This is a genomic window from Phenylobacterium sp. LjRoot219, assembly GCF_964252995.1.
GTDB lineage: Bacteria > Pseudomonadota > Alphaproteobacteria > Caulobacterales > Caulobacteraceae > Phenylobacterium.
The window spans coordinates 751135-769846 of record NZ_CAXUQI020000002.1 but is presented as its reverse complement, the minus strand read 5'-3'; the positions used below and the strand labels follow the sequence as shown (position 1 = coordinate 769846).

The 18712-nt window shown below is 68.5% G+C and carries 16 protein-coding genes; 10 read left to right on the top strand and 6 right to left on the bottom strand.

Annotation, left to right across the window (positions count from 1 at the left end):
* Positions 1-12: 12 nt before the first annotated feature.
* Together ACSQ14_RS21630 and ACSQ14_RS21625 are read right to left on the bottom strand one after the other, a co-directional pair.
* Positions 13-1167 carry a hypothetical protein gene (locus ACSQ14_RS21630; RefSeq protein WP_436016372.1) on the bottom strand — a complete coding sequence of 385 codons (1155 nt, stop codon included), beginning with the start codon at positions 1165-1167 and terminating at the stop codon, positions 13-15.
* Positions 1168-1212: 45 nt separating this feature from the next.
* Positions 1213-1374, bottom strand: coding sequence for a hypothetical protein (locus tag ACSQ14_RS21625; protein ID WP_436016370.1), 162 nt, complete (start codon positions 1372-1374; stop codon positions 1213-1215).
* A 245-nt stretch (positions 1375-1619) separates the two neighbouring features.
* Here ACSQ14_RS21625 and ACSQ14_RS21620 point away from each other — a divergent pair, with 245 nt between their 5' ends.
* The 8 genes from ACSQ14_RS21620 to ACSQ14_RS21585 all read left to right on the top strand — a co-directional run bounded on the left by ACSQ14_RS21620 (position 1620) and on the right by ACSQ14_RS21585 (position 13620).
* Positions 1620-2381 carry an SDR family NAD(P)-dependent oxidoreductase gene (locus ACSQ14_RS21620; RefSeq protein ID WP_436016368.1) on the top strand — a complete coding sequence of 254 codons (762 nt, stop codon included), beginning with the start codon at positions 1620-1622 and terminating at the stop codon, positions 2379-2381.
* A gap of 64 nt (positions 2382-2445) precedes the next feature.
* A complete protein-coding gene (locus ACSQ14_RS21615; RefSeq protein WP_436016366.1) occupies positions 2446-3495 on the top strand; it encodes an NAD(P)H-dependent amine dehydrogenase family protein in 1050 nt (349 codons plus the stop codon).
* Between the two features lie 53 nt (positions 3496-3548).
* A complete protein-coding gene (locus tag ACSQ14_RS21610) occupies positions 3549-5066 on the top strand; it encodes a GH39 family glycosyl hydrolase (protein ID WP_436016362.1) in 1518 nt (505 codons plus the stop codon).
* Between the two features lie 129 nt (positions 5067-5195).
* Positions 5196-6785: a hypothetical protein gene (locus ACSQ14_RS21605; RefSeq protein WP_436016360.1), complete on the top strand. Its 1590-nt coding sequence runs from the start codon at positions 5196-5198 to the stop codon at positions 6783-6785.
* Positions 6786-6856: 71 nt separating this feature from the next.
* Positions 6857-8821, top strand: coding sequence for a hypothetical protein (locus ACSQ14_RS21600; RefSeq protein ID WP_436016358.1), 1965 nt, complete (start codon positions 6857-6859; stop codon positions 8819-8821).
* A gap of 225 nt (positions 8822-9046) precedes the next feature.
* Complete coding sequence (locus ACSQ14_RS21595) at positions 9047-9364, top strand: 2Fe-2S iron-sulfur cluster-binding protein (protein ID WP_436016356.1); 318 nt, start codon at positions 9047-9049, stop codon at positions 9362-9364.
* 63 nt (positions 9365-9427) lie between these two features.
* Entirely contained in the window at positions 9428-10993 is a 1566-nt protein-coding gene (locus ACSQ14_RS21590) for a cytochrome P450 (protein WP_436016354.1), read from the top strand.
* A 158-nt stretch (positions 10994-11151) separates the two neighbouring features.
* Positions 11152-13620, top strand: coding sequence for a TonB-dependent receptor (locus ACSQ14_RS21585; protein ID WP_436016351.1), 2469 nt, complete (start codon positions 11152-11154; stop codon positions 13618-13620).
* A gap of 198 nt (positions 13621-13818) precedes the next feature.
* On the opposite strand, the gene ACSQ14_RS21580 is transcribed toward ACSQ14_RS21585, so the two are convergent.
* The 4 genes from ACSQ14_RS21580 to ACSQ14_RS21565 form a co-directional block, all read right to left on the bottom strand.
* The gene (locus ACSQ14_RS21580; RefSeq protein ID WP_436016349.1) at positions 13819-14814 is read right to left on the bottom strand and encodes a Kelch repeat-containing protein; all 996 of its coding nucleotides are present in this window, start codon (positions 14812-14814) and stop codon (positions 13819-13821) included.
* An 8-nt stretch (positions 14815-14822) separates the two neighbouring features.
* Positions 14823-15779, bottom strand: a complete 957-nt coding sequence (locus ACSQ14_RS21575) for an alpha/beta hydrolase (RefSeq protein WP_436016347.1) — start codon at positions 15777-15779, stop codon at positions 14823-14825.
* Positions 15780-15862: 83 nt separating this feature from the next.
* Positions 15863-16183: a 2Fe-2S iron-sulfur cluster-binding protein gene (locus ACSQ14_RS21570; RefSeq protein ID WP_436016345.1), complete on the bottom strand. Its 321-nt coding sequence runs from the start codon at positions 16181-16183 to the stop codon at positions 15863-15865.
* A gap of 2 nt (positions 16184-16185) precedes the next feature.
* The gene (locus ACSQ14_RS21565; protein WP_436016343.1) at positions 16186-17424 is read right to left on the bottom strand and encodes a cytochrome P450; all 1239 of its coding nucleotides are present in this window, start codon (positions 17422-17424) and stop codon (positions 16186-16188) included.
* 211 nt (positions 17425-17635) lie between these two features.
* Between ACSQ14_RS21565 and ACSQ14_RS21560 the strand changes: the two genes are divergently transcribed.
* On the top strand, positions 17636-17890 hold the full coding sequence (locus ACSQ14_RS21560; protein WP_436016341.1) for a hypothetical protein: 255 nt from the start codon (positions 17636-17638) through the stop codon (positions 17888-17890).
* A 65-nt stretch (positions 17891-17955) separates the two neighbouring features.
* The gene (locus ACSQ14_RS21555) at positions 17956-18705 is read left to right on the top strand and encodes an SDR family NAD(P)-dependent oxidoreductase (protein WP_436016339.1); all 750 of its coding nucleotides are present in this window, start codon (positions 17956-17958) and stop codon (positions 18703-18705) included.
* The last annotated feature ends 7 nt before the right edge of the window (positions 18706-18712 follow it).

Sequence of the window (18712 nt, the reverse complement as noted above, 5' to 3'; positions counted from 1 at the left end):
GTCCTCGTCGCGCTAGCCGGCGGGACGCAATGCGGCGGCGGGCGCGCCCGCCAGTCGACCTTGGTCGAAGACGAACGCGGCTTTCGCACGGAAGCCCAGGCCGGTGGAGACCGAGGTGCACTGGCCGGTCGCCGGATCGCGGTCGCCGTCGGCGAGGACCCGGAGCGTCTTGCGGATCGAGGCGCACTCGACGCCGGCGGTGTTGGCCACGCCTGGGCCGCCGACACGCAATACGCCGATGGCGTTGTCGATCGGCCGGTAGCCGCCCGCTTCGCCGACAAGCTCGCCCTGGTCGTTCAGCCGAACCCGGATGCGCGCGTGATTGAGGATGAACTCTCCGCCGCTCGCGCCGACCCAGTTGCGCGGGAGCCGGAGGTTGGCCGGCGTGGTCGTCAGCACGCCGTCGTCTATGCGTCCCTTCACGACCACGCGATGGCGGGCGTTGGTCGTCATCGACAGACTGCCACCGTCGACCACCTTTTGCGCTGCGTCCCTCGGCGGGAGGTCTGGCGAGGCGGCGAAGATCACCTCGACGGATGAGTCATTGGACCAGTTCTCGACGCCGCGGACGACGACCACCACGGGTTTCTCCGTCCAGTACAGCTCGCCCGCGGCGTCTCCCAGGCTCTCGCCGACGCCGCGCCAGAAGGTGTTGCACGCGATCGTCCGGAAGAACTGGTTGTCGACCCCCTGCTCGCCGGCCGGGCTGGTGAAGCTGTCATGCGCGCAGGTTCCCGGCGCCGGCTGCGGACCGGTGGCCCCGTCCAGATCCATGCCGGGGCCGATCTTGCTCTGAACCGGCTTCTGCAGAATCCGGTCTGGCGTGTCGAACAGATCCGCGTTGGTGCAGATGTCCCGGCCGCCTGGGCCGAAGACGTAGTCTTGCTTGTAGCGTCGATCGAGCTCGGCCGCGTTCTCCGGCTTCAGCAGCCGCGCCCGCTCAGTCGGCGGCTGGGCGGCCAGGAAGGCGTCCCGCGTGCCGGGGGAGCGGCCGTCGGGGCAGTCAATCTTCTCGTCGCCCTTGTAGAACTGCAGGCTCATGCTCGTGACGACGAAGCCGTAGTCATGCGCGGCGCCGGGCAGCTCCGCGCCAGTGGCGAGGACCATGACCAATGCACCGCCGCTGAGGGCGAGCGCGCTTCGGGTGAGCCGGGCCGGTCGCTTCATGTCAGGTTCCAGATTTGATCGCCGTCGGCCGGCCGTTGGGGGCGATCACCGCCGTCGCTCACGCTCTTGCCGCTCCAGGTCTTCCGCTTGGCGCGACCAATCCCTGGCCAGCTTCAGCGCCTCTTCCTTGTGATCGCGCCGGCTCATTTGCCTGGCGATCATCTCCGCCTCAGCGGCACGGGCGCGGTACTCCGCAACAGTGCTCATGATCGCGGGCCTCCAACTTGATACTCGAACAGCTCGGCTAGGCCGTGGTGGCCGCGTCCTTTCGAGGCGCCACACGTCGCTTCGTTCATTTCCCGTCATTATAGATCAAAAGCGTGCGAGGTCATCGCTTGACGCCCTCACTCAGAGGGCGCTATTCACTCGTCTAGCGAATTTGCTGGTCGACTGTCTAGCGCGAACTCGGGAGAGCATTCAGCGCGCGTTCCAGCGCCGATCAGGAGAACTCCATGCCCCAGCCCAGCGACATGAAGGGCCGCGCCGCGCTGGTGACCGGCGCCGCCTCCGGCTTAGGGCGGGCGACTGCGCTGAAGCTTGCGCGCGCTGGCGCCGACGTCTGTCTTGTCGATATCAACGCCGCCGGCCTCGAGGAGGCCGGCCTTGAGGTGCGCACCCTCGGCGTCCGCGCCGTGACCCATCCGGCCGACATCTCATCCGCCGACAGCTGCCGCATGGCGGTGACCGCGACGCTGGACGCCTTCGGCCGGCTGGACGCGCTGTGCAACGTGGCGGGGATCCTTGTCTTCGCCCACACGCCGCAGATGACGTCCGCCGACTGGGAGAAGACGCTGGCGATCAATCTGACCGGCCCGTTCCACCTGATCCAGGCGGCGATCCCGCACCTGCTCGAAGCGAACGGCGCGGTGGTCAATGTGACGTCCTCGGCGGCCTTCGTCGGCGAGGCTTATCTGGCGGCCTACTGCGCCACCAAGGCCGGCCTGACGCACATGACCAAGGCCTTGGCCATGGAATATGCGCACCAGCCGATCCGCTTCAACGCGGTCGCGCCAGGCGGGATGATGACCGGCATCGTCAACGGCATGAAGATGCCGGATGACGCGGACTTCTCGCTGATCACCCGCTTCACTGGCCTGCGCGGCATGGTCGAGGTGGAGGAGGTCGCCGAGATGATCGCCGTCCTCGCCTCGCCAGCCGCCGAGGGCTACCACGGCGCCTGCATCAGCATCGACAAGGGGATCACGGCCGGCTGAGCCGTCTTCCCCGGCAGGCGCCAGGCTGACGCCGGATCACAACAAATCATCAGGGAGGAACGGCATGACTGCAGAGCCGATCGGCAAACCGCTTCGGGTCGTCCAGTGGGCGACCGGCACCGTTGGAGCATGCGCCATGCGCGCTGTCGTCTCCCACCCGCAGCTGGAGCTCGTGGGCGTCCGGGTCTACTCGGACGCCAAGGAAGGCAAGGACGCTGGCGAACTGTGCGGCCTGCCGCCGACCGGCGTCGCCGCGACGCGCGACGTCGAGGCCATCCTGGCGCTGAAGCCGGACTGCGTCCTCTACATGCCCGAGAGCACCGATTTCGATGAGGTCTGCCGCGTGCTCGAAAGCGGCGCCAACATCGTCTCGACCCGGGCGGACTTCTTCAATCCCGCGACGATGGACCCGACGGTCCGCGACCGGCTCGAGGCCGCCTGCCGGCGCGGCGGAAGTTCGATCCACTCCAGCGGCAGCAGTCCGGGCTTCATCACCGAGGCCCTGCCCATCGTGCTGACCTCGATCGCGCGTCGGCTGGACCTGCTGATGATCGACGAGTTCGCCAACTGCATCGACGGCTGCTCGGAAGAGATGCTGCTGAACATCATGGGCTTCGGTGAGACCGCCGAGGTCTTTTCGCAACGCCAGCACCCCGAACGTGACGCGGTGTTCGGCCATTCGCTCGCCGTGCTCGGCGATGCGCTCGGCCTGCCGATCGAGCGCTTCGAGGTGACCAGCGAGTTCGCGCTCACGCGTCAGCCGACCAAGCTTCACAAGACGACCATCGCGGCGGGCTCCGTCGGCGCCCAGCGCCACGTGGTCACCGGACTGCACAAGGGCAAACCGCTGCTGCGCTTCCGCTCCAACTGGTTCGTCACCACGGATCTGGAGCCCCGCTGGGACCTGCGCGACGACGGCTGGCGGGTGACGGTCGAAGGCGACACGCCGCTCGACGTCACGATCAGCTTCCCGATCCCGCTCGCGGAGCGCCAGACCACCCTGCCCCGGCTGACGGCCCACCGGCCGGTCAATGCGATCCCCTACGTGTGCGCCGCCCGGCCCGGGATCGTCACGACCGCGGATCTGCCGCAGGTGATCGCCCGGCTCGCGTGAGCGGCTCGGCGGCCCCGCACTTGATATCTAGTTCTGCTGTCAGGAGATCGACCTTGAACCGTCGTCAGATCATGGGCTCCGGCGCCTCCCTGCTCGCGGTCTCCGCCTTCGGCGGCGGCGCGAGAGCCCAGGCCCCGGTCGAAGCCGTCGAGGTCGATCTGCGGCGCGAGGTCGGTCCGCTGCGGCGGGTCTGGGAGCAGTCCGTCGGGTCGGACCGCGCGGGCGTCACCCTGCGCGAGGACTGGCGCAAGGACGCCCGGCGCGTGCGGAACGAGCTCGGCGTCCAGCGCGTCCGCTTCCACGGCATCTTCGACGACGAGGTCGGGGTGGCGCCGAAGGGCGCGCTTGGCCGCACGATGCGCGGCCCGAACTTCCAGAACGTCGACGCGATCTACGACGGATTGATGGAGATGGGGCTGCGGCCGTTCGTCGAGCTCAGCTTCATGCCGACGCAGCTGGCCAGCGGTCCGCGCACCTTCGGCACCTATCGCGCCAACATCACGCCCCCGACGTCGCTCGCCGACTGGGGCGCTCTCGTCGCCGAGTTCGCTCGGCACCTGATCGGCCGCTACGGCGCGACCGAGGTGCGCCAGTGGTATTTCGAGGTCTGGAACGAGCCCAACCTGCCCTTCTTCTGGTCGGGGACCCAGGCCGACTACTTCGAACTCTACCGCACTACGGTGACGGCGCTGAAGGGCGTCGATCCGGCGCTGAAGGTCGGCGGACCGTCCACCTCGGCGATCCAATGGATTCCGGAATTCCTGGACTTCTGCGCCAAGAACAACCTGCCGGTCGACTTCATCGGCACCCACATCTACGCCGGCGACAAGCAGGAGAAGATGTTCGGCCAAGCCGGCCTCTACAGCCAGAACGACGTCATTCCCGCGGCGATGAAGAAGGTCCGCGAGCAGATCGCCGCCAGCAAGTTCCCGAAAGCGGAGCTGTGGCTCAGCGAATGGTCCTCCGACAGCCCGGCGATGATCGCCCACATCATCAAGGGCTGCCTGCCCTATTGCGACGGCATGTCCTACTGGCAGCTGAGCGGGACCTTCGAGGAGGTCTTCGTACCGGACTACCTCTTCAAGGAAGGCGACAACGGCTGGGGGCTGATGTCCCAGCGCGGCGTCGTACGGCCAGCGTTCAACACCTTCAAGCTGATGCACCGGCTGGGCGAACGCCAGCTGGAGGCCACCGGGCCGGCGCTGGCCGCGCGCGGCCAGAGCGGCGCCGCGGTGATGGTCTGGAACCTGGCTGAGGTGCTGCAGCCGGCCGGCATCCCAGGCGCGCGGAGCGAGCGCAAGGTGACCGGTCAGGCCAAGCGCCTGCAGGTGACGCTCAAGGGCGCAAAGCCGGGCCAGAACGTGAAGGTCACCTTCGTCGACCAGGAACGGGGCTCACCCTATCCGACCTGGCGCGCGCTGGGCTCGCCGCAATACCCGACGCCCGACCAGCTGGGGAAGATCCGTGCCGCGGCGGAGCTGCCGGCTCCGGAGATCCGCAAGCTCGGCGCTGGCGGCGAACTGGTGCTGGAGCTTCCCCCGGAGGGGGTCGCCCTGATCGAACTCAAGTGACGCTTCGACGGACGGCGCGCGGCGCCTGACAAGAGATTCACTTTCGTTTTTCGAAATATTCAATATCAAGGCTAACGCAACGGCGCGTCGCATACTGCCGACCGCAATTCGGGGCGGAAGAGGAAATCAATGGCTGACCGACGTGCGAACATGATGTCCTCCGCCGCCGGGCTCCTCGCCGCCTGGTTCTGCGCAGTCCCGAGCCTGGCTGCTGAGGCGACGGTCGCGCCAGGCGCCCTGCCCGCCACCGGCAAGGTCGACGCGCGCTTCCAGTCCTACAATGTCGAGACCGTTGAGGTGGTCGGCGGACGCTTCTGGGCGCCCTACCCGACGCCAGACGCCGAACCGGCCCAGGCCGATGGCCAGAAGAGCGGCGGTGTCGACATCGCCGGCGCCATGTTCCAGAAGCGCGAGCCGCTGGACCTGAAGGGCGACAGGCGTCTGCGGGTCCTCGCCAGGGCGCTCGGCCCGGCCTATGTGCGGGTCAGCGGCGCCTGGCAGAACTCGACCTATTTCCACGACAGCGACAGCCCACCGCCGGAGAAGCCGCCGGCCGGCTACCAAGGCGTGTTGACGCGTCCGCAGTGGGCGGGCGTGGTCGACTTCACCAAGGCGGTCGACGGCGAGCTGGTGGTCTCGTTCCCGGTGAGCGCCGGTGCGCGCGACGCAGACGGGACCTGGAACCCCGACCAGGCGCGCCGGATGGTCAACTACACCCGCGCCCTGGGCGGCTCGATCTACGCCGCCGAGCTGATCAACGAACCGAACGTCGGGCCGATGGTCGGCCTGCCGAAGAATTACGACGCTACGCGGTTCGCCCAGGACATCGCGGTCTTCACCGCCTTCCTCAAGGCCGACGCGCCGGAGATCAAGACCGTTGGTCCCGGCTCCACCGGTGAAGCGGGCTTCGTCGTGTTTCCGAAGGTTCCGGGCCAGCCCAGCACCGAGCAGATGATGACGGCGTCGCCGCGGCCGCAGTTCGATGTCTTCTCCTACCACTTCTACGGCACGGTCTCGAAGCGGTGCTCGGCGATGGACAAGAGCGCCGGGACGACGCCCGACCAGGCGTTGTCCGAAGCCTGGTTGATGCGCGCGGACGTGGTGTTCGACCACTACAAGGGCTTGCGGGATCGTCACGCGCCGGGCGCGCCGATCTGGATCACCGAGATGGCGCAGGCCGCCTGCGGCGGCGATCAGTGGGCGGCGACCTTCCTCGACACTTTCCGCTACGTCGACCAGATGGGCCGGCTGGCCAAGCGCGGCGCCGACGCGATCTTCCACAATACGTTGTCGGCCAGCGACTACGCCCTGATCGACGACGCCAATCACGAGCCGCGGCCGAGCTACTGGGCGGCGCTGCTCTGGCGTCGACTGATGGGCGAGACCGTGCTGGACGCCGGCCCGAACCAGCCCGGCCTGCACGTCTACGCCCACTGTCTGCGCGACAAGCCGGGCGGCGTCGCCCTGGTGGCGATCAATCTCGATAAGGGCGCGCCGGCGAAACTGCAGCTCGGCTCGGCGGCTGAGCGCTACACGCTGACGTCCGACGATCTGCAGAGCAAGACGGTGAAGCTGAACGGCCGCCCGCTGGCGATGCTGCCGGGCGACAGGCTACCGCAGTTTAAGCCGTCGAAGGCCGGCAAGGGAGTCCTGGAGCTGGCCCCCGCCAGCATCACCTTCGTCGCCGTCCCCAAGGCTGCCAACGCCGCCTGCCGCTAGCGGGCTGCCCCGAGCGGCGCAACGCCGCTGCAGCAGTGATTTCTGTTTCGATCTAAAACCGGAGAAAGACCGTGCGGACAAACTCGGCCTTCAGCGCGGCGCTGCTCGTCGCCCTACTAGCTGGCGCTGCGGTCCAGACTGCGGTCGCCGCCCCGGGCGAAGGCGTCAGCCGCCGGCCCCAGGTCGCGAAAACCCCGCCGCCGCCGCGCCCAGAGCCTATCAACGTAACCACGCTGCCGTTGCCGCCGACCGCGCCTTCCTCCGAGCAGGGCGCCTGTTCGACAGCGACGAACCCGCGCGGCACCGGATGCATCGACGGCAGCGACCAGGGTATTCTCGAGGGCCCGGCCTACATGTGGGACAGCCGGCACGTCCTGCTGGCCATCAACTTCGCCGGCGCGCCGGCTGAGCCGGCGGCCGCGAGCATCTACAGCGGCGTCCAGGTCATCGCGGTGAAGACCGACGGCGGGCGCTTCGCCAATGGCGACGCGTGGAAGTGCCTGACCTGCGGCGTCCCCGCGGCGAACGCGGTCGGCGCGAACAGGAGCCGCGGCGACGGGGGCCCGTCCGGCGCCACGCACATCCTGCTCGACCACCCGCAGGCCTTCCCGGACGACAAGCGCATCCTCGCCGGCACGAATGTCGTCGACTGCACGCCGTACAAGCTGACGGACGCCGCCTGCACGCCGGACCGCGTACGCATCCATCCGATCCGCTGGAACATGTCGGCCGACGGCGCCGGACCGGGCGGCGGCATGCGTGAACTGCGCCTCAATCCGGACGGCGTGCACCTCGGGTGGAGCCACCTCTTCTTCCAGCCGCATTTCGGCCAGTACGCCGCGATGGGCCGTCTGGTCTTCAATCCTGCGCCCAAGACCGGGACGCCGCTGGCGCCGCGCTACGAACTGGAGCAGGTGACCTGGCTCGTCGGGCCGACGACGGAGTTTCCCTTTCAGGTCGATCCGCAAAACCCGACCCGGCTCCTGCGCACGGAGCCGCGCTACGTCATCGGCGAGTTCCGCGGGTGGTCGGGCGACGGCCGCTCGGCGATCGGCGTCGGCTTCGACGAGTCCGGCAACTTCGACGGCTACCTGACCAGTCTGGCGACCGGCGACTCCAGTCGGCTGACGGCGGATCCGGCCTACACCGACCCGATGAAGATGTCCGCTGACGACCGCTGGAACGTCGTCATGGATGCCCGCCAGGGCGAGCGGTACAACTGGTACGCCGGCATGCGCGGCGTCCCGCCGCTTACCGATATGGTCAACGTCGGCCTGCCCGCCCACGGCTGGCGCGTGGCCCATCGGCGCTTCTTCCAGCCGTTCCTGATCGACCGTTACGGCGACCGCGGCGACTACCATGGTCAGCAGCTGAACGCCGGGCCGGGCACGCCCGGCAGCCCCAGCGACCCGAATTGGAACGGCCGGGCCGATCCGGCCTGGGCGCCGGACGGAACCAAGGTCGTCTACTGGCAGGCCTTGGCGACCGCGCCCGCCTGTGGCGGAAGCCACCAGGCTCCATGCCCCATCTCCACCGAACCCGGCGGCCGACGGACCCGGCTGATGCTGGCGACCCTGCCCATTCGGCGGCCGCAGCCGGTGACCCGCGTGGCCCCGATTTCGGACGACGTGCCCTGGGGCGTGCCCTACCGGCCGGGTGATCCCCTGCCGAAGCGGCCGCACATCCCGGCGGGTTCCTACACGATGCAGGGACGCGTCAACGGCACGGCCAAGGTCGAGGTCAAGGCGCTTCCCGACCAATCCGGCCTCAGCTCGGTGTCGGTCGCCTACAGCGACTACACGGACGACGGCTCGCACGTCATCAACGGCACGGAGAGCCAGGCGCTCGCCGACGGTCCGAAGCCGAGAGTCGTCCTGCAATCCGACTTGAGGTCGAGCGGCGTCCAGCAGGCGACCAAGAGGACGACCGGCCCGGGGCTCTTCATCTACGATTCCGGCATGTCGATGTCGTGGGAGGGCGTGCTGACGACCACCATCGACGGCAAGGCTTACGGCCCGCCCCAGGACCTCGACTGAGCCGGAGGCGGGCTTCGCCCGCTCGCCGATCACGTCAACAGCGCCTGCCGAGGCCGAGCAAGCCGATCGCATTCTTCCGGGGTTGACGGCCCAGAGGGGCCGGCGCTATGCACTCGTCTAGCGCGCTAGTCGGGTGTCTAGCGCGGTCCGCTCGGGGCCCCGCCCCGTCCCGAAACTGGCTTGCGCGCACGGGCTGCAGGCCGCGTTTGAAGAGTGCGTATCGAGATGCCCCAACTGATCGTCACGACGCGTGAAGGCGAAACGCGCACGCTCGAGCCGGCGACCGGCCTGAGCGTGATGGAGGCCATCCGGGACGCCGGGCTCGACGAGCTGCTGGCGCTGTGCGGCGGCGTCTGCTCCTGCGCGACCTGCCATGTGCACGTCGACCCGGCGTTCGCCGACAAGTTGCCGTCGATGAGCGAGGACGAGAACGATCTGCTCGACGGGGCCAGCGACCGCAACGAGCGCTCGCGGCTCTCCTGCCAGATCCGGCTCAGCGACGAGCTCGCCGGGCTGCGCGTCACCATCGCCCAAGCCGACTGAACCCATCCCACGAATCCGCCCGGCGGGTCCGCCGGGCGCCTGGCCCCTGAGCCGGAGACCCAAATGCAGGCCCTCGAAGAGCGCGACTACTTCACCGATTACGAGATCCTGAAGGATCCCTACGCCTTTTTCGAAGCCGTCCGGGCGAAAGGGCCGATCTATCAGCCCCCCGGGCGCGACTACCTGATTGTCACCGGCTTTGAAGAGACCCTCGAGATCCTGAAAAATCACGAGGACTTCTCGGCCATCATCGGCGTGGCTGGCGCGGCCGCCCCGCTGCCGTTCAAGCCTGAGGGCTCGGACATCAAGGACCAGGTCGAGGCCCACCGGCACGAGATCCTCGGCGGCGATCTGCTGGTCAACTACGACGACCAGCAGCACACGATGTCGCGCGCGCTGCTCAGCCACCTGTTCACGCCGTCGCGGCTGAAGGCGAACGAGAAGTTCATCGCCGAATACTCCGACGAATTGGTCAGCGAGGCCGTCGCCAACGGCGGCGTCGAGCTGATCAAGACGATCGCCACGCCGTTCGTCACCCTGGTGATCGCCGACCTGCTCGGCGTGCCGGCCGGCGACCGCAAGATCTTCATGGATGCGATCGAGAACGCGCCGCCGCCCGGCAGCCTGGACGGCGCCAACGACTTCTCGGCGGAAGACCATCCGCTGGTCGTCATGGGCTCCTACTTCGCGGGGTACGTCGCCGATCGGCGGGCCAACCCGCGCGACGACGTCCTGTCGCAACTGGCCAACGCCAAGTTCCCGGACGGCTCGACCCCGGACTTGATGGAGATCGTGCGTCTTGCGACCTTCCTGTTCGGCGCCGGCCAGGACACCAGCGCGAAGCTGCTCGGCAACTCGATGAAGTACATCGTCGACCAGCCCGGCCTGCAGGACCAGCTGCGCCAGGATCCGTCGCTGATCCCGGCGTTCCTCGAGGAAGTGCTGCGCCTCGAAGGCTCCACCAAGCAGACCGCACGCCTCGCGCGACGGGACACCAAGATCGGCGACCTCAAGGTCCCCGCCGGCACCAAGGTGCTGGTCGCGCTCTCGGCGGCCAACCGCGATCCGCGCCGCTGGGAGGACCCGCAGGCGCTGGTGCTGAAGCGTCCGCGCGTCCAGGAGCATGTCGGCTTCGGCCGCGGCAAGCACGTCTGCGCCGGCGCGCCGCTGGCGCGCGTGGAGGTCCGGGTGATCCTCGAGAAATTCCTCGAATACACCTCGAACATTGATTTCGACGAGACCAAGCACGGGCCGCGCGGCGCGCGGAACCTCGACTATGAGCCGAGCTTCATCATCCGCGGTCTGGCGGAGCTAGACCTCAAGCTGACTCCGGCGGCGGGCTTTGTCGCCCGGACTCCGGCCGCGCCGGCGGTACAGGCCCAGGCGGCCGCACCGGCCAAGGCGGCCGGTGGTTACTCGACGGCCGAGACCAAGCTGGGCGCCTTGCTCGCCGATCCCGCCGCGAAGGCGGTGCTCGACAAGCATTTCCCGGGCGTCTCCAGCGACCCGCGCATGGGCATGGCCAAGGGCATGGCCCTGCGCACGGTGCAGAAGTTCGCACCGGGCCAGTTCACGACCGAGGCGCTCGACGCCCTCGACGCCGAGCTGGCGCAACTGACGCCGCAGTAAGACGGCGAACGACAACATAAGCCCCAGGGTCGGCCGCCGAAAGCGGCCGGCCCATGAGGTGAACGTCTCTTAAGCCGCGTCGCAAGCGCAACGGCTGCCTCCCCGCAGCCGGCGTCGGCGCACGCGTTCGTATGATCGAATTTGATCGGGAGGGTAGATTGAAGAAGATTGTTTATGGCGCGTTGGCGGGCGCGAGCCTGCTGGCGATGGCGCAGGCTGCCGCGGCGCAGGCGCAACCGTCGGCCGAACCGGCCGTCGAAGCCGCGCCCGAGAGCACCCTGGGCGAGATCGTCGTCACGGCGCGCCGGCGTTCGGAAAGCCTGCAGCAGGTGCCGCAGGTCGTGAACGCGGTGACCTCGGACGCCCTCAACAAGCTGAGCATCCAGAAGTTCGACGACGTGCAGTCGGTCGTTCCGGGCCTGACGCTGGCCAGCAGCAACACCGGCTACCAGTCCGGCGCCTCGCTGCGCGGCGTCACCTTCGACGTGGTCTCCGGGGCCGACCCGACCGTCGCCATGTACCTCAACGATGCGCCGGTCGAGACCAACTTCCTGTTCCAGTCGATGTTCGACATCGGCCAGATCGAAGTGCTGCGCGGCCCGCAGGGCACGACCCGCGGCGTCGCCGCCCCGTCTGGCGCGATCACCTTGACCACGCGCAAGCCGAACCTGTCGGAGATCGGCGGCTACGGCAGCGTCACGGCGACCGACCAGCATGGCCGCAACGTCCAGGGCGCGATCAGCGTGCCGCTGATCCGCGACATGCTGGCGGTGCGCGTCGCGGGCCTGCTCGACCAGGACGACTTCGACGGCGTGAACAGCATCCACAGCGGCGTCGCTCCGCGCCAGGTGACCAGCGCCGTGCGGACCAGTGTCAGCTTCGAGCCGAACGACGCCATCAACGCCAACATCGTCTGGCAGCACCTGGACAAGAAGCTCGACAGCTTCACCCAGGTCACCGGCCCGGGCAACGCGCGCAATCCGGCCATCGCGCCCAGCGATCGGGTCGGCGTCCAGGATGCACCGAGCAATCTGCGCCAGCACATGGACGTGGTGACCGCCCAGCTCGACTCCCGTGTTTTCGGTCAGCACCTCAGCTATGTGGGCTCATATTCCCACATGAAACTCAGCAGCCGGGCGGCGCAGGATCTCGGCGACCTGGTCCCTGGCGTTGAATTCTTCCAGCGCAACAACACGCTGCGGGAACAGACGACGCACGAAATCCGGCTGGCGTCCGATCCGGCGCCCGGCCGCTTCCTCGACTACACCGTCGGGGCCTTCTACCAGTGGTACATCACCGAGGCGCAGATCAGCCAACCCGGCACCTTCCTGCCGGGTGCGTTCGGCCCGCCCGGGACCTTCAATCCGGCGCAGTTCAACCCGCGCTACCAGGTCCTGGCCCAGATCGACGTTCCGAACAGCTACCAGGAGACCTCGTTCTTTGGGAACCTGACCGCGCACCTCGGAGAAAACACCGAGCTGAGCGCCGGCCTCCGGCACATCGTCTCCATCACCAACGATCGCACCTCGCTCACCAGCGCCCCGGGGACCATCGCGGTCCAGCTTCCGGTCCCGGTCCCCTGCGCATTGGCGGGGCTTTCGGCCAGCAGCTACGCCGGCTTCTGTGACGCGCCGGTGCCGGGCGGGCTGATCCAGGACCTCGCGCGGCGCTCGACCAAGCGTCCGACGATTTACAACGTCTCGCTGTCGCACCGCTTCAGCCGCGACTTCCTGGTCTACGCCAACCACGGGACCTCCTTCCGCCGCGGCGTGAACCAGGTCGGACTGTTCAACGCCGAGAACGATCCCGCGCTCGCCTCGGTGATCTTCCTGCAGCCTGAAACCTCGCGGTCGTACGAGGTGGGCTTCAAGTCCACCCTGTTCGACGGGCGCGCGCGCCTGAACGTGGCGCTGTACCGGCAGACCTACAACGACCTGATCTTCCGCACCGCCCCGGTGCCCTACCTGAGCACCAACGGCAGCTCGGCCAGCGTGGCGACGACCAACATCACCGCCAACGCCGATGCCGTGGTCGAAGGCGTCGACGTCGACGCGGCCTTCCAGGTGACGCGGGAGCTGAACATCTCGGCGGCCGTCAGCTACTCGGACGGGCGGGTCGACAACGACCAGATCCCCTGCCGCGACGCCAACTTCGACGGCGTGCCGGACGCCGGCGTGCCGACCGTGGCGGACTTCCGCGCGGCGGGCACCGCGCTCGCCTTCTGCCAGTCGACCGGCTCGGTGTCGCAGAACCCGCTGTGGAACGCGACGATCCAGGCCGAGTACGTTCGCCCGGTGGCCGACCAGGTCGACGGCTTCGTCCGCGGCCTGTTCACCTACTACCCGGAGAACAACCGGCAGACGCCGGCGCTGGCGATCAATCCGTACAGCCTGCTGAACCTCTACGCCGGGGTGCGCAGCCAGGACGGCGCGTGGGAAGTCTCGCTGTTCGCGCGCAACGCCCTCAAGACGGACGAGATCACCGACCAGGGCGTCGACCCGCTGCGAACCTCGGCGGTCGAAGCCTTCTACGCGGCCCAGACCGGCGCCTCCGGCTATGTGCGCAGCGCCTACACCGCGCCGCGCGAGGTCGGCGTCAGCCTTCGCTACGCGTTCGGTGCACGCTGATCGACAAGTCCCATCTCCTCGCGCCGGTCGGCCATGCCGCCCGGCGCGCCTTTTCGCGGCTGGCGTCGACCGACGCCTGATCAGGGAACAAGGCAGGGCATTCGCTGGCTCGATCCTCCCCCGAGCTGGCGATCGCGCCGGGCGTTCGTGGGAGCGCGCCCGGCGCAACTTTTTCCGACAGGGCTTGCAAGCCGACGCTTAGGTCAGCAGGACCTCATTGACCGCGCAGACCTGACCGCCGGAGACCTTCAATCCGCCGCCGACGGCGTAGATGCGCCCGTTCACCGCCGCTGCGGCCAGGCCGTGGCGCGGGGTGCGCATCGCTGGCCCCGGCGTCCACTGGTCCGTCGCCGGGTCATAGCCCCAGCAATCGGCAATCACGTCGCGTCCACCTTCGCCGCCGAAGACGTAGAGTTTGCCGTTCGCGGCTGCGCCTGCGAGCCCGCCGGCTGCCCGTGGCATCGGCCGTAGCTTTTCCCACCGGTCGGTCTTCGGATCGTAGCGGTCGAGCTGGGCTGAGTTGCCGCCCCGCACCGTCCGGCCGCCGGCCAGATAGAACATCCCGTCGATGACCGCGCCTGTCGCGCTGTTGCGCGCTGACGGACAGGGCGCGGCGAGGCGCCAGCGTCCGTCCTTCGTATCAAACACCTGGTGGAGATCGACGTCGCCGTGGTCGGTCCAGCGGCGGTTGGCTTCTCCAGACGGAGCTCGGCCGCTGGCGAGGTGTATGCGGCCCCCGAGGGCGACCGCCACGGTCTCGCATTGGAACCGAGGCATTTCGGGCGCAGCCGTCCAGGCCTTGCCGTCGAGGGCGAGTACGTCCCGGGTCGCGATCCAGCTTCCCGCCTCCGTGACACGATAGCCGCCGAACGCGTAGAGCCGTCCCCGCGTCGCGGCGAGCGCTGGGTGGTGGCGCGGAAAGGGTAACCGAGGTCCCTCGCGCCACCGGCCCGTGGCCGGGTCATAGACGCCGGTGCGGTCTTGCGGGTTGACCTCCTTCAGCGAGGCGTCGCTGGGCGCCATGCCGCCGGCGATCACGACCTTGCCATTGAAGGCCGCGCCGTAGACCTCCTGCACCGGCCAGGGCACGTCCGCCGCAGCCTCCCAATGGGGCGCGTGTCGATCGCTCGCCTGCGCGGGCATGACCGGGCCAAGCAGGCCGGCGAGAAGAAGCGTCCGACGGTCGATCAACATACCCGACCTCATTCGCCTTGAGGGGAGTACGCCCAGCGCAGGGCGCGTCCGACCGCGGCCTCATAGGCCGCAGCTTCCGCCGGGATCAGCGCCGCCAATGGCTGGGCGCCGTGGAACTGGCCCTGCCAGCAGTGATGCTCGACGGCGACGCCCGCTTCCACGAGACGCCGGGCGTAGGCGGCCCCCTCCGCGCACAGCGGGTCATACTCAGCGGTCATGATCAGCGCTGGCGGCAGGTTGCGGAGATCGGCGGCGAAGATCGGCGAGGCGTAGGGATTCAACGCATCGGCGACGCCATCCGCCAGATAGCGGCGGCGGACCTGCGGCTTGTCGCTGGGCAAGACCACGCCCTCGTCGGCCGCGCGCAGCGGCGCGTCGGAGGTGAGATCGGTGACGGGGACTTCCAGCACCTGCAGCGCCAGCGGCGGACCGCCGCGATCGCGCGCCATCAGCGCGACGACGGCGGCGAGATTGCCGCCGGCGCTCACGCCGCCGACGGAGACGCGCGACGCGTCGACGCCCAGCTCGGCGGCGTGTTCGACGATCCACAAAAGGGCGGCGTAGCAGTCCTCGGGCGCCGTCGGGAATTTGTGCTCCGGCGCCAGGCGGTAGTCGACCGCAGCGACGATGCACCCGGCCGCCTTCGCCAGGCCGCGACACAGCGGGTCGAAATGGTCGAGGGTTCCAAGCCAGAACGAGCCGCCATGAAGGTAGAGGTGGCATGGCAGCGGCCCCGCCGGCTCGGCCGGCGCATAGAGCCGAACGGTGATCGCGCCGCCGTCGACCGCCACCCGGTGATCGCGCTCGCGCGGCAGCGGTTCGTGCGGCGCATAGAAGCCGGTGATGTTGCGCTCCATCGCGGCGTGCATCGCCGCGCGGGCCTCGGCCGGCGGCCGAAGCTCGGTTCTGGCGTCCATTCTGGCGATGGCGTCGAACAACGGCTTCAGCGCTGGAATTACCGGCATGGATCGACGCTCCTGACCTGAAGCTGGCGGAATGCTAGCCGCCTGTCTAGCGCGCGATTGGCGCGCCGAAGCGAAGCCTACCCCTAGAACTGGCTCGGCGGCATGCGGACCACCAGCCCGTCGAGGTCTTCGGTCACCTTGATCTGGCAGGATAGGCGTTTGCCCGGATGCGGATCCTCGCGCGCCTCCATGGTCGCCTCCTCCATGTCCGCCGCCTGGCCGGTCACGTCGCGCCAGGGCTCCTCCACATAGACGCGACAGGTGCCGCAGGCGCAGTTGCCGCCGCATTCGGCGACGATGCCGGGCACGCTGTTCCAGACCGCGCCCTGCATGAGGGAGAGGCCTAGCTTGACCTCGACCGTGTGCTCGCACCCGTCGGCTTCGACATAGGTGATCCGGACCACGCTCAGGCCTCGACGGGCTTGTCCGCCGGGGTGAACGCGATCGGCAGCCCCTTCATGCCCCAGGCGCCGGGATAGGGACGCCAGCCGAAGTCACCGGTCACCCGGGGATTGCGCAGCCGCTGGGCGATCTGGTGCAGCGCCTCCTGCAGCTGGGCGCGAGCGATGAACTGGCCGAGGCACATGTGCTTGCCGAGGCTGAAGGCGACGTGGCGCTGGTTCGGTTGCAGCTGCCGATCCGGATCGAACCGATCGGGATCTTCGAACACGCCTTCGTCGCGGCCGGAGATGTTCAGGTTGAACCAGACCATCGTGTCCTTCGGCAGCAGCACGTCGCGGAAGACGATGTCTTCGTTGGTGAAGCGCGGCACCGAGCCGGGATTGAAATAGCGCAGGCCTTCGTCCAGCACCTTGCGGCAGTAGTCGGCGTCGACGGCGCAGCGCTCGTACATCTCCGGGTTTTGCAGCAGCAGCCACATCGTGTGCGTCAGCACGTTCTTCGACGTGTCGTAGCCGGCGACGAAGAAGAAGATGATCAGGTCGGCGAGTTGCCGCTGATCGACGCCGCCCTCGTCGGCAGTGTTGATCAGCAGGTGCAGCAGGTCGTCGGGATTGCCGCCTGCCACGTCGGCGCGACGCTCGGCGATCAGCCGCTGGACCAGATTCTCGAGCCGGTCGTAGGCTTCGTAGATCGCTGGCAGCCGGCTCTTGTCCATGCTGAACGCCAGCCCCAGTGTCTCGAGACTGGAGCGGATGCTGGGGATCTCCTCGATCGGCGCCCCGACCAGGGTGAACATGTTGGAGATCGGGAAGTAGGAGGCGAACTCCTCGAAGTCGAAGCTTCCCTTGGGGGCCCATTCGTCGAGCAAGCGGGTGATGGACGCCTGCATCATCGGCCGCAGCTGGTTGGCGAAGCGCGGGGTGAACTTGGCGGCGAAGGCGTCGCGCAGCAGCCGATGCTGCGCCACCGGCAGCGAGATCAGCTGCTGCTCGGTGAACCGCCCCCAGGGCGTGCCGTGCGCGCCCATCTGATCGACGATGCCGTCATAGGCCGGGCGGAACTTCTCATCCTGCCCGAGCAACTCGCGGATGGCGGTGAGCTCGTGGATCATGAAGCCGATGTTGGACTTCGCCAACCACGGGTGCTTCGTCCGCGCCTCGCGGAAGTAGCGCACCGGATCGGCGGCGAAGGCGGGGTCCTCCACCGGGAGGTGCGGAAGGTCTAGTTCGGCCACGCTCTGCATCGTCTTCCTCCCTCGCCGCTCGCCCGTCGTGAGCTTGGCTCGCAACCCTTGGCGGCTGGCGCTAACCACATGGTTAGCAGTGCGGCGGCGGGAGTCAAACGGTTCGATGCAAGACGCCCAGGCAAGGCCGCCAATTGCGTCTTGAACCCTCGCAACCCCGACGCTATGCATGTGTCTAGCAGGCGGGCGGTGGCGCTCCGGCCGGAGGTAGTTGAGCAGGATGGAAGGCCAAGGGCCGAACTCGGAGCGCTATTCGGTCCTGCGCTCCAAGCTCGGCGTCCTGCTCGCCGATCCGGCAGCAAGGACGGTGTTGGAGCGGCACTTCCCCGGCCTGAGCTCGAACGAACGGTTCTCGGCGGCCAGCGACATGACGCTGCGGACGCTGAGGATCTTCGCGCCGGAGGCGTTCACACCGGACGCCCTCGCCGCCGCAGACGCGGAGCTCTCGCAGCTCCCGGCCAAATAGAACGGCGCGCCTGCGCCTGATCGACCTGTCGCGGGCCCAGCCCGCCTACGAGTTTGGAGATTCCTATGAGTAACGATCGTGTTGTGGTGGTGACCGGCGGCGCCTCGGGCATCGGGCTCGGCGTCAGCCAGCTGTTTGCGCGCAACGGTCACCCGGTCGCGATGCTCGACATGCAGGAGGAAGCGCTGGCGCGGGAGAGCGCGGCGCTGCAGCAGACCGGCGCCAAGGTGCTCGCCCGCAAGGTCGACGTCGCGAACCGCGACCAGGTGGAGGCGGCCTACGCGGCCGTGCGTGAGACCCTCGGCCCGATCGCGATCGTCATCGCCAACGCCGGCATCTCCCACTCCGCCGACTTCAAGACCCTGCCGATCGAGACCTGGCAGCGGATGATCGACGTCAATCTCACCGGTGTGTTCCACACCGTGCAGGCCGCGCTGCCCGACATGATCGCCGCGAAATGGGGACGCATCGTCACCATCTCCTCGCAAGCGGCGCAGTCCGGGGCCCAGGACCGGGCCCACTATGCGGCCGCGAAGGGCGGCGTCATCGCCCTCACCCGTTCGCTGGCGCGAGAGTTCGCCCGGGACGGGATCACCGTGAACACCGTCCCGCCGTCGGTGGTCGACACCCCACTCGCGCGGGAAAGCGAGCGCACCGGGGAGTTCCCGCCGCTCGAGCAGATCTCGCAGATGATCCCGATCCCCCGCCCGGGCACCCCGGAAGACATCGCCTATGCGTGCGAATACCTGTGCTCGGACAAGGCCAGCTACGTCACCGGCCAGGAGATCAACGTCAACGGCGGCATGTGGATGTAGGGCGAGG

Coding starts and splice junctions, on each gene's coding strand:
- ACSQ14_RS21630 (WP_436016372.1), bottom strand. CDS start 1,167: ATGAAGCGACCGGCCCGGCTCACCCGAAGCGCGCTCGCCCTCAGCGGC.
- ACSQ14_RS21625 (WP_436016370.1), bottom strand. CDS start 1,374: ATGAGCACTGTTGCGGAGTACCGCGCCCGTGCCGCTGAGGCGGAGATG.
- ACSQ14_RS21620 (WP_436016368.1), top strand. CDS start 1,620: ATGCCCCAGCCCAGCGACATGAAGGGCCGCGCCGCGCTGGTGACCGGC.
- ACSQ14_RS21615 (WP_436016366.1), top strand. CDS start 2,446: ATGACTGCAGAGCCGATCGGCAAACCGCTTCGGGTCGTCCAGTGGGCG.
- ACSQ14_RS21605 (WP_436016360.1), top strand. CDS start 5,196: ATGGCTGACCGACGTGCGAACATGATGTCCTCCGCCGCCGGGCTCCTC.
- ACSQ14_RS21595 (WP_436016356.1), top strand. CDS start 9,047: ATGCCCCAACTGATCGTCACGACGCGTGAAGGCGAAACGCGCACGCTC.
- ACSQ14_RS21590 (WP_436016354.1), top strand. CDS start 9,428: ATGCAGGCCCTCGAAGAGCGCGACTACTTCACCGATTACGAGATCCTG.
- ACSQ14_RS21580 (WP_436016349.1), bottom strand. CDS start 14,814: ATGTTGATCGACCGTCGGACGCTTCTTCTCGCCGGCCTGCTTGGCCCG.
- ACSQ14_RS21575 (WP_436016347.1), bottom strand. CDS start 15,779: ATGCCGGTAATTCCAGCGCTGAAGCCGTTGTTCGACGCCATCGCCAGA.
- ACSQ14_RS21565 (WP_436016343.1), bottom strand. CDS start 17,424: ATGCAGAGCGTGGCCGAACTAGACCTTCCGCACCTCCCGGTGGAGGAC.
- ACSQ14_RS21555 (WP_436016339.1), top strand. CDS start 17,956: ATGAGTAACGATCGTGTTGTGGTGGTGACCGGCGGCGCCTCGGGCATC.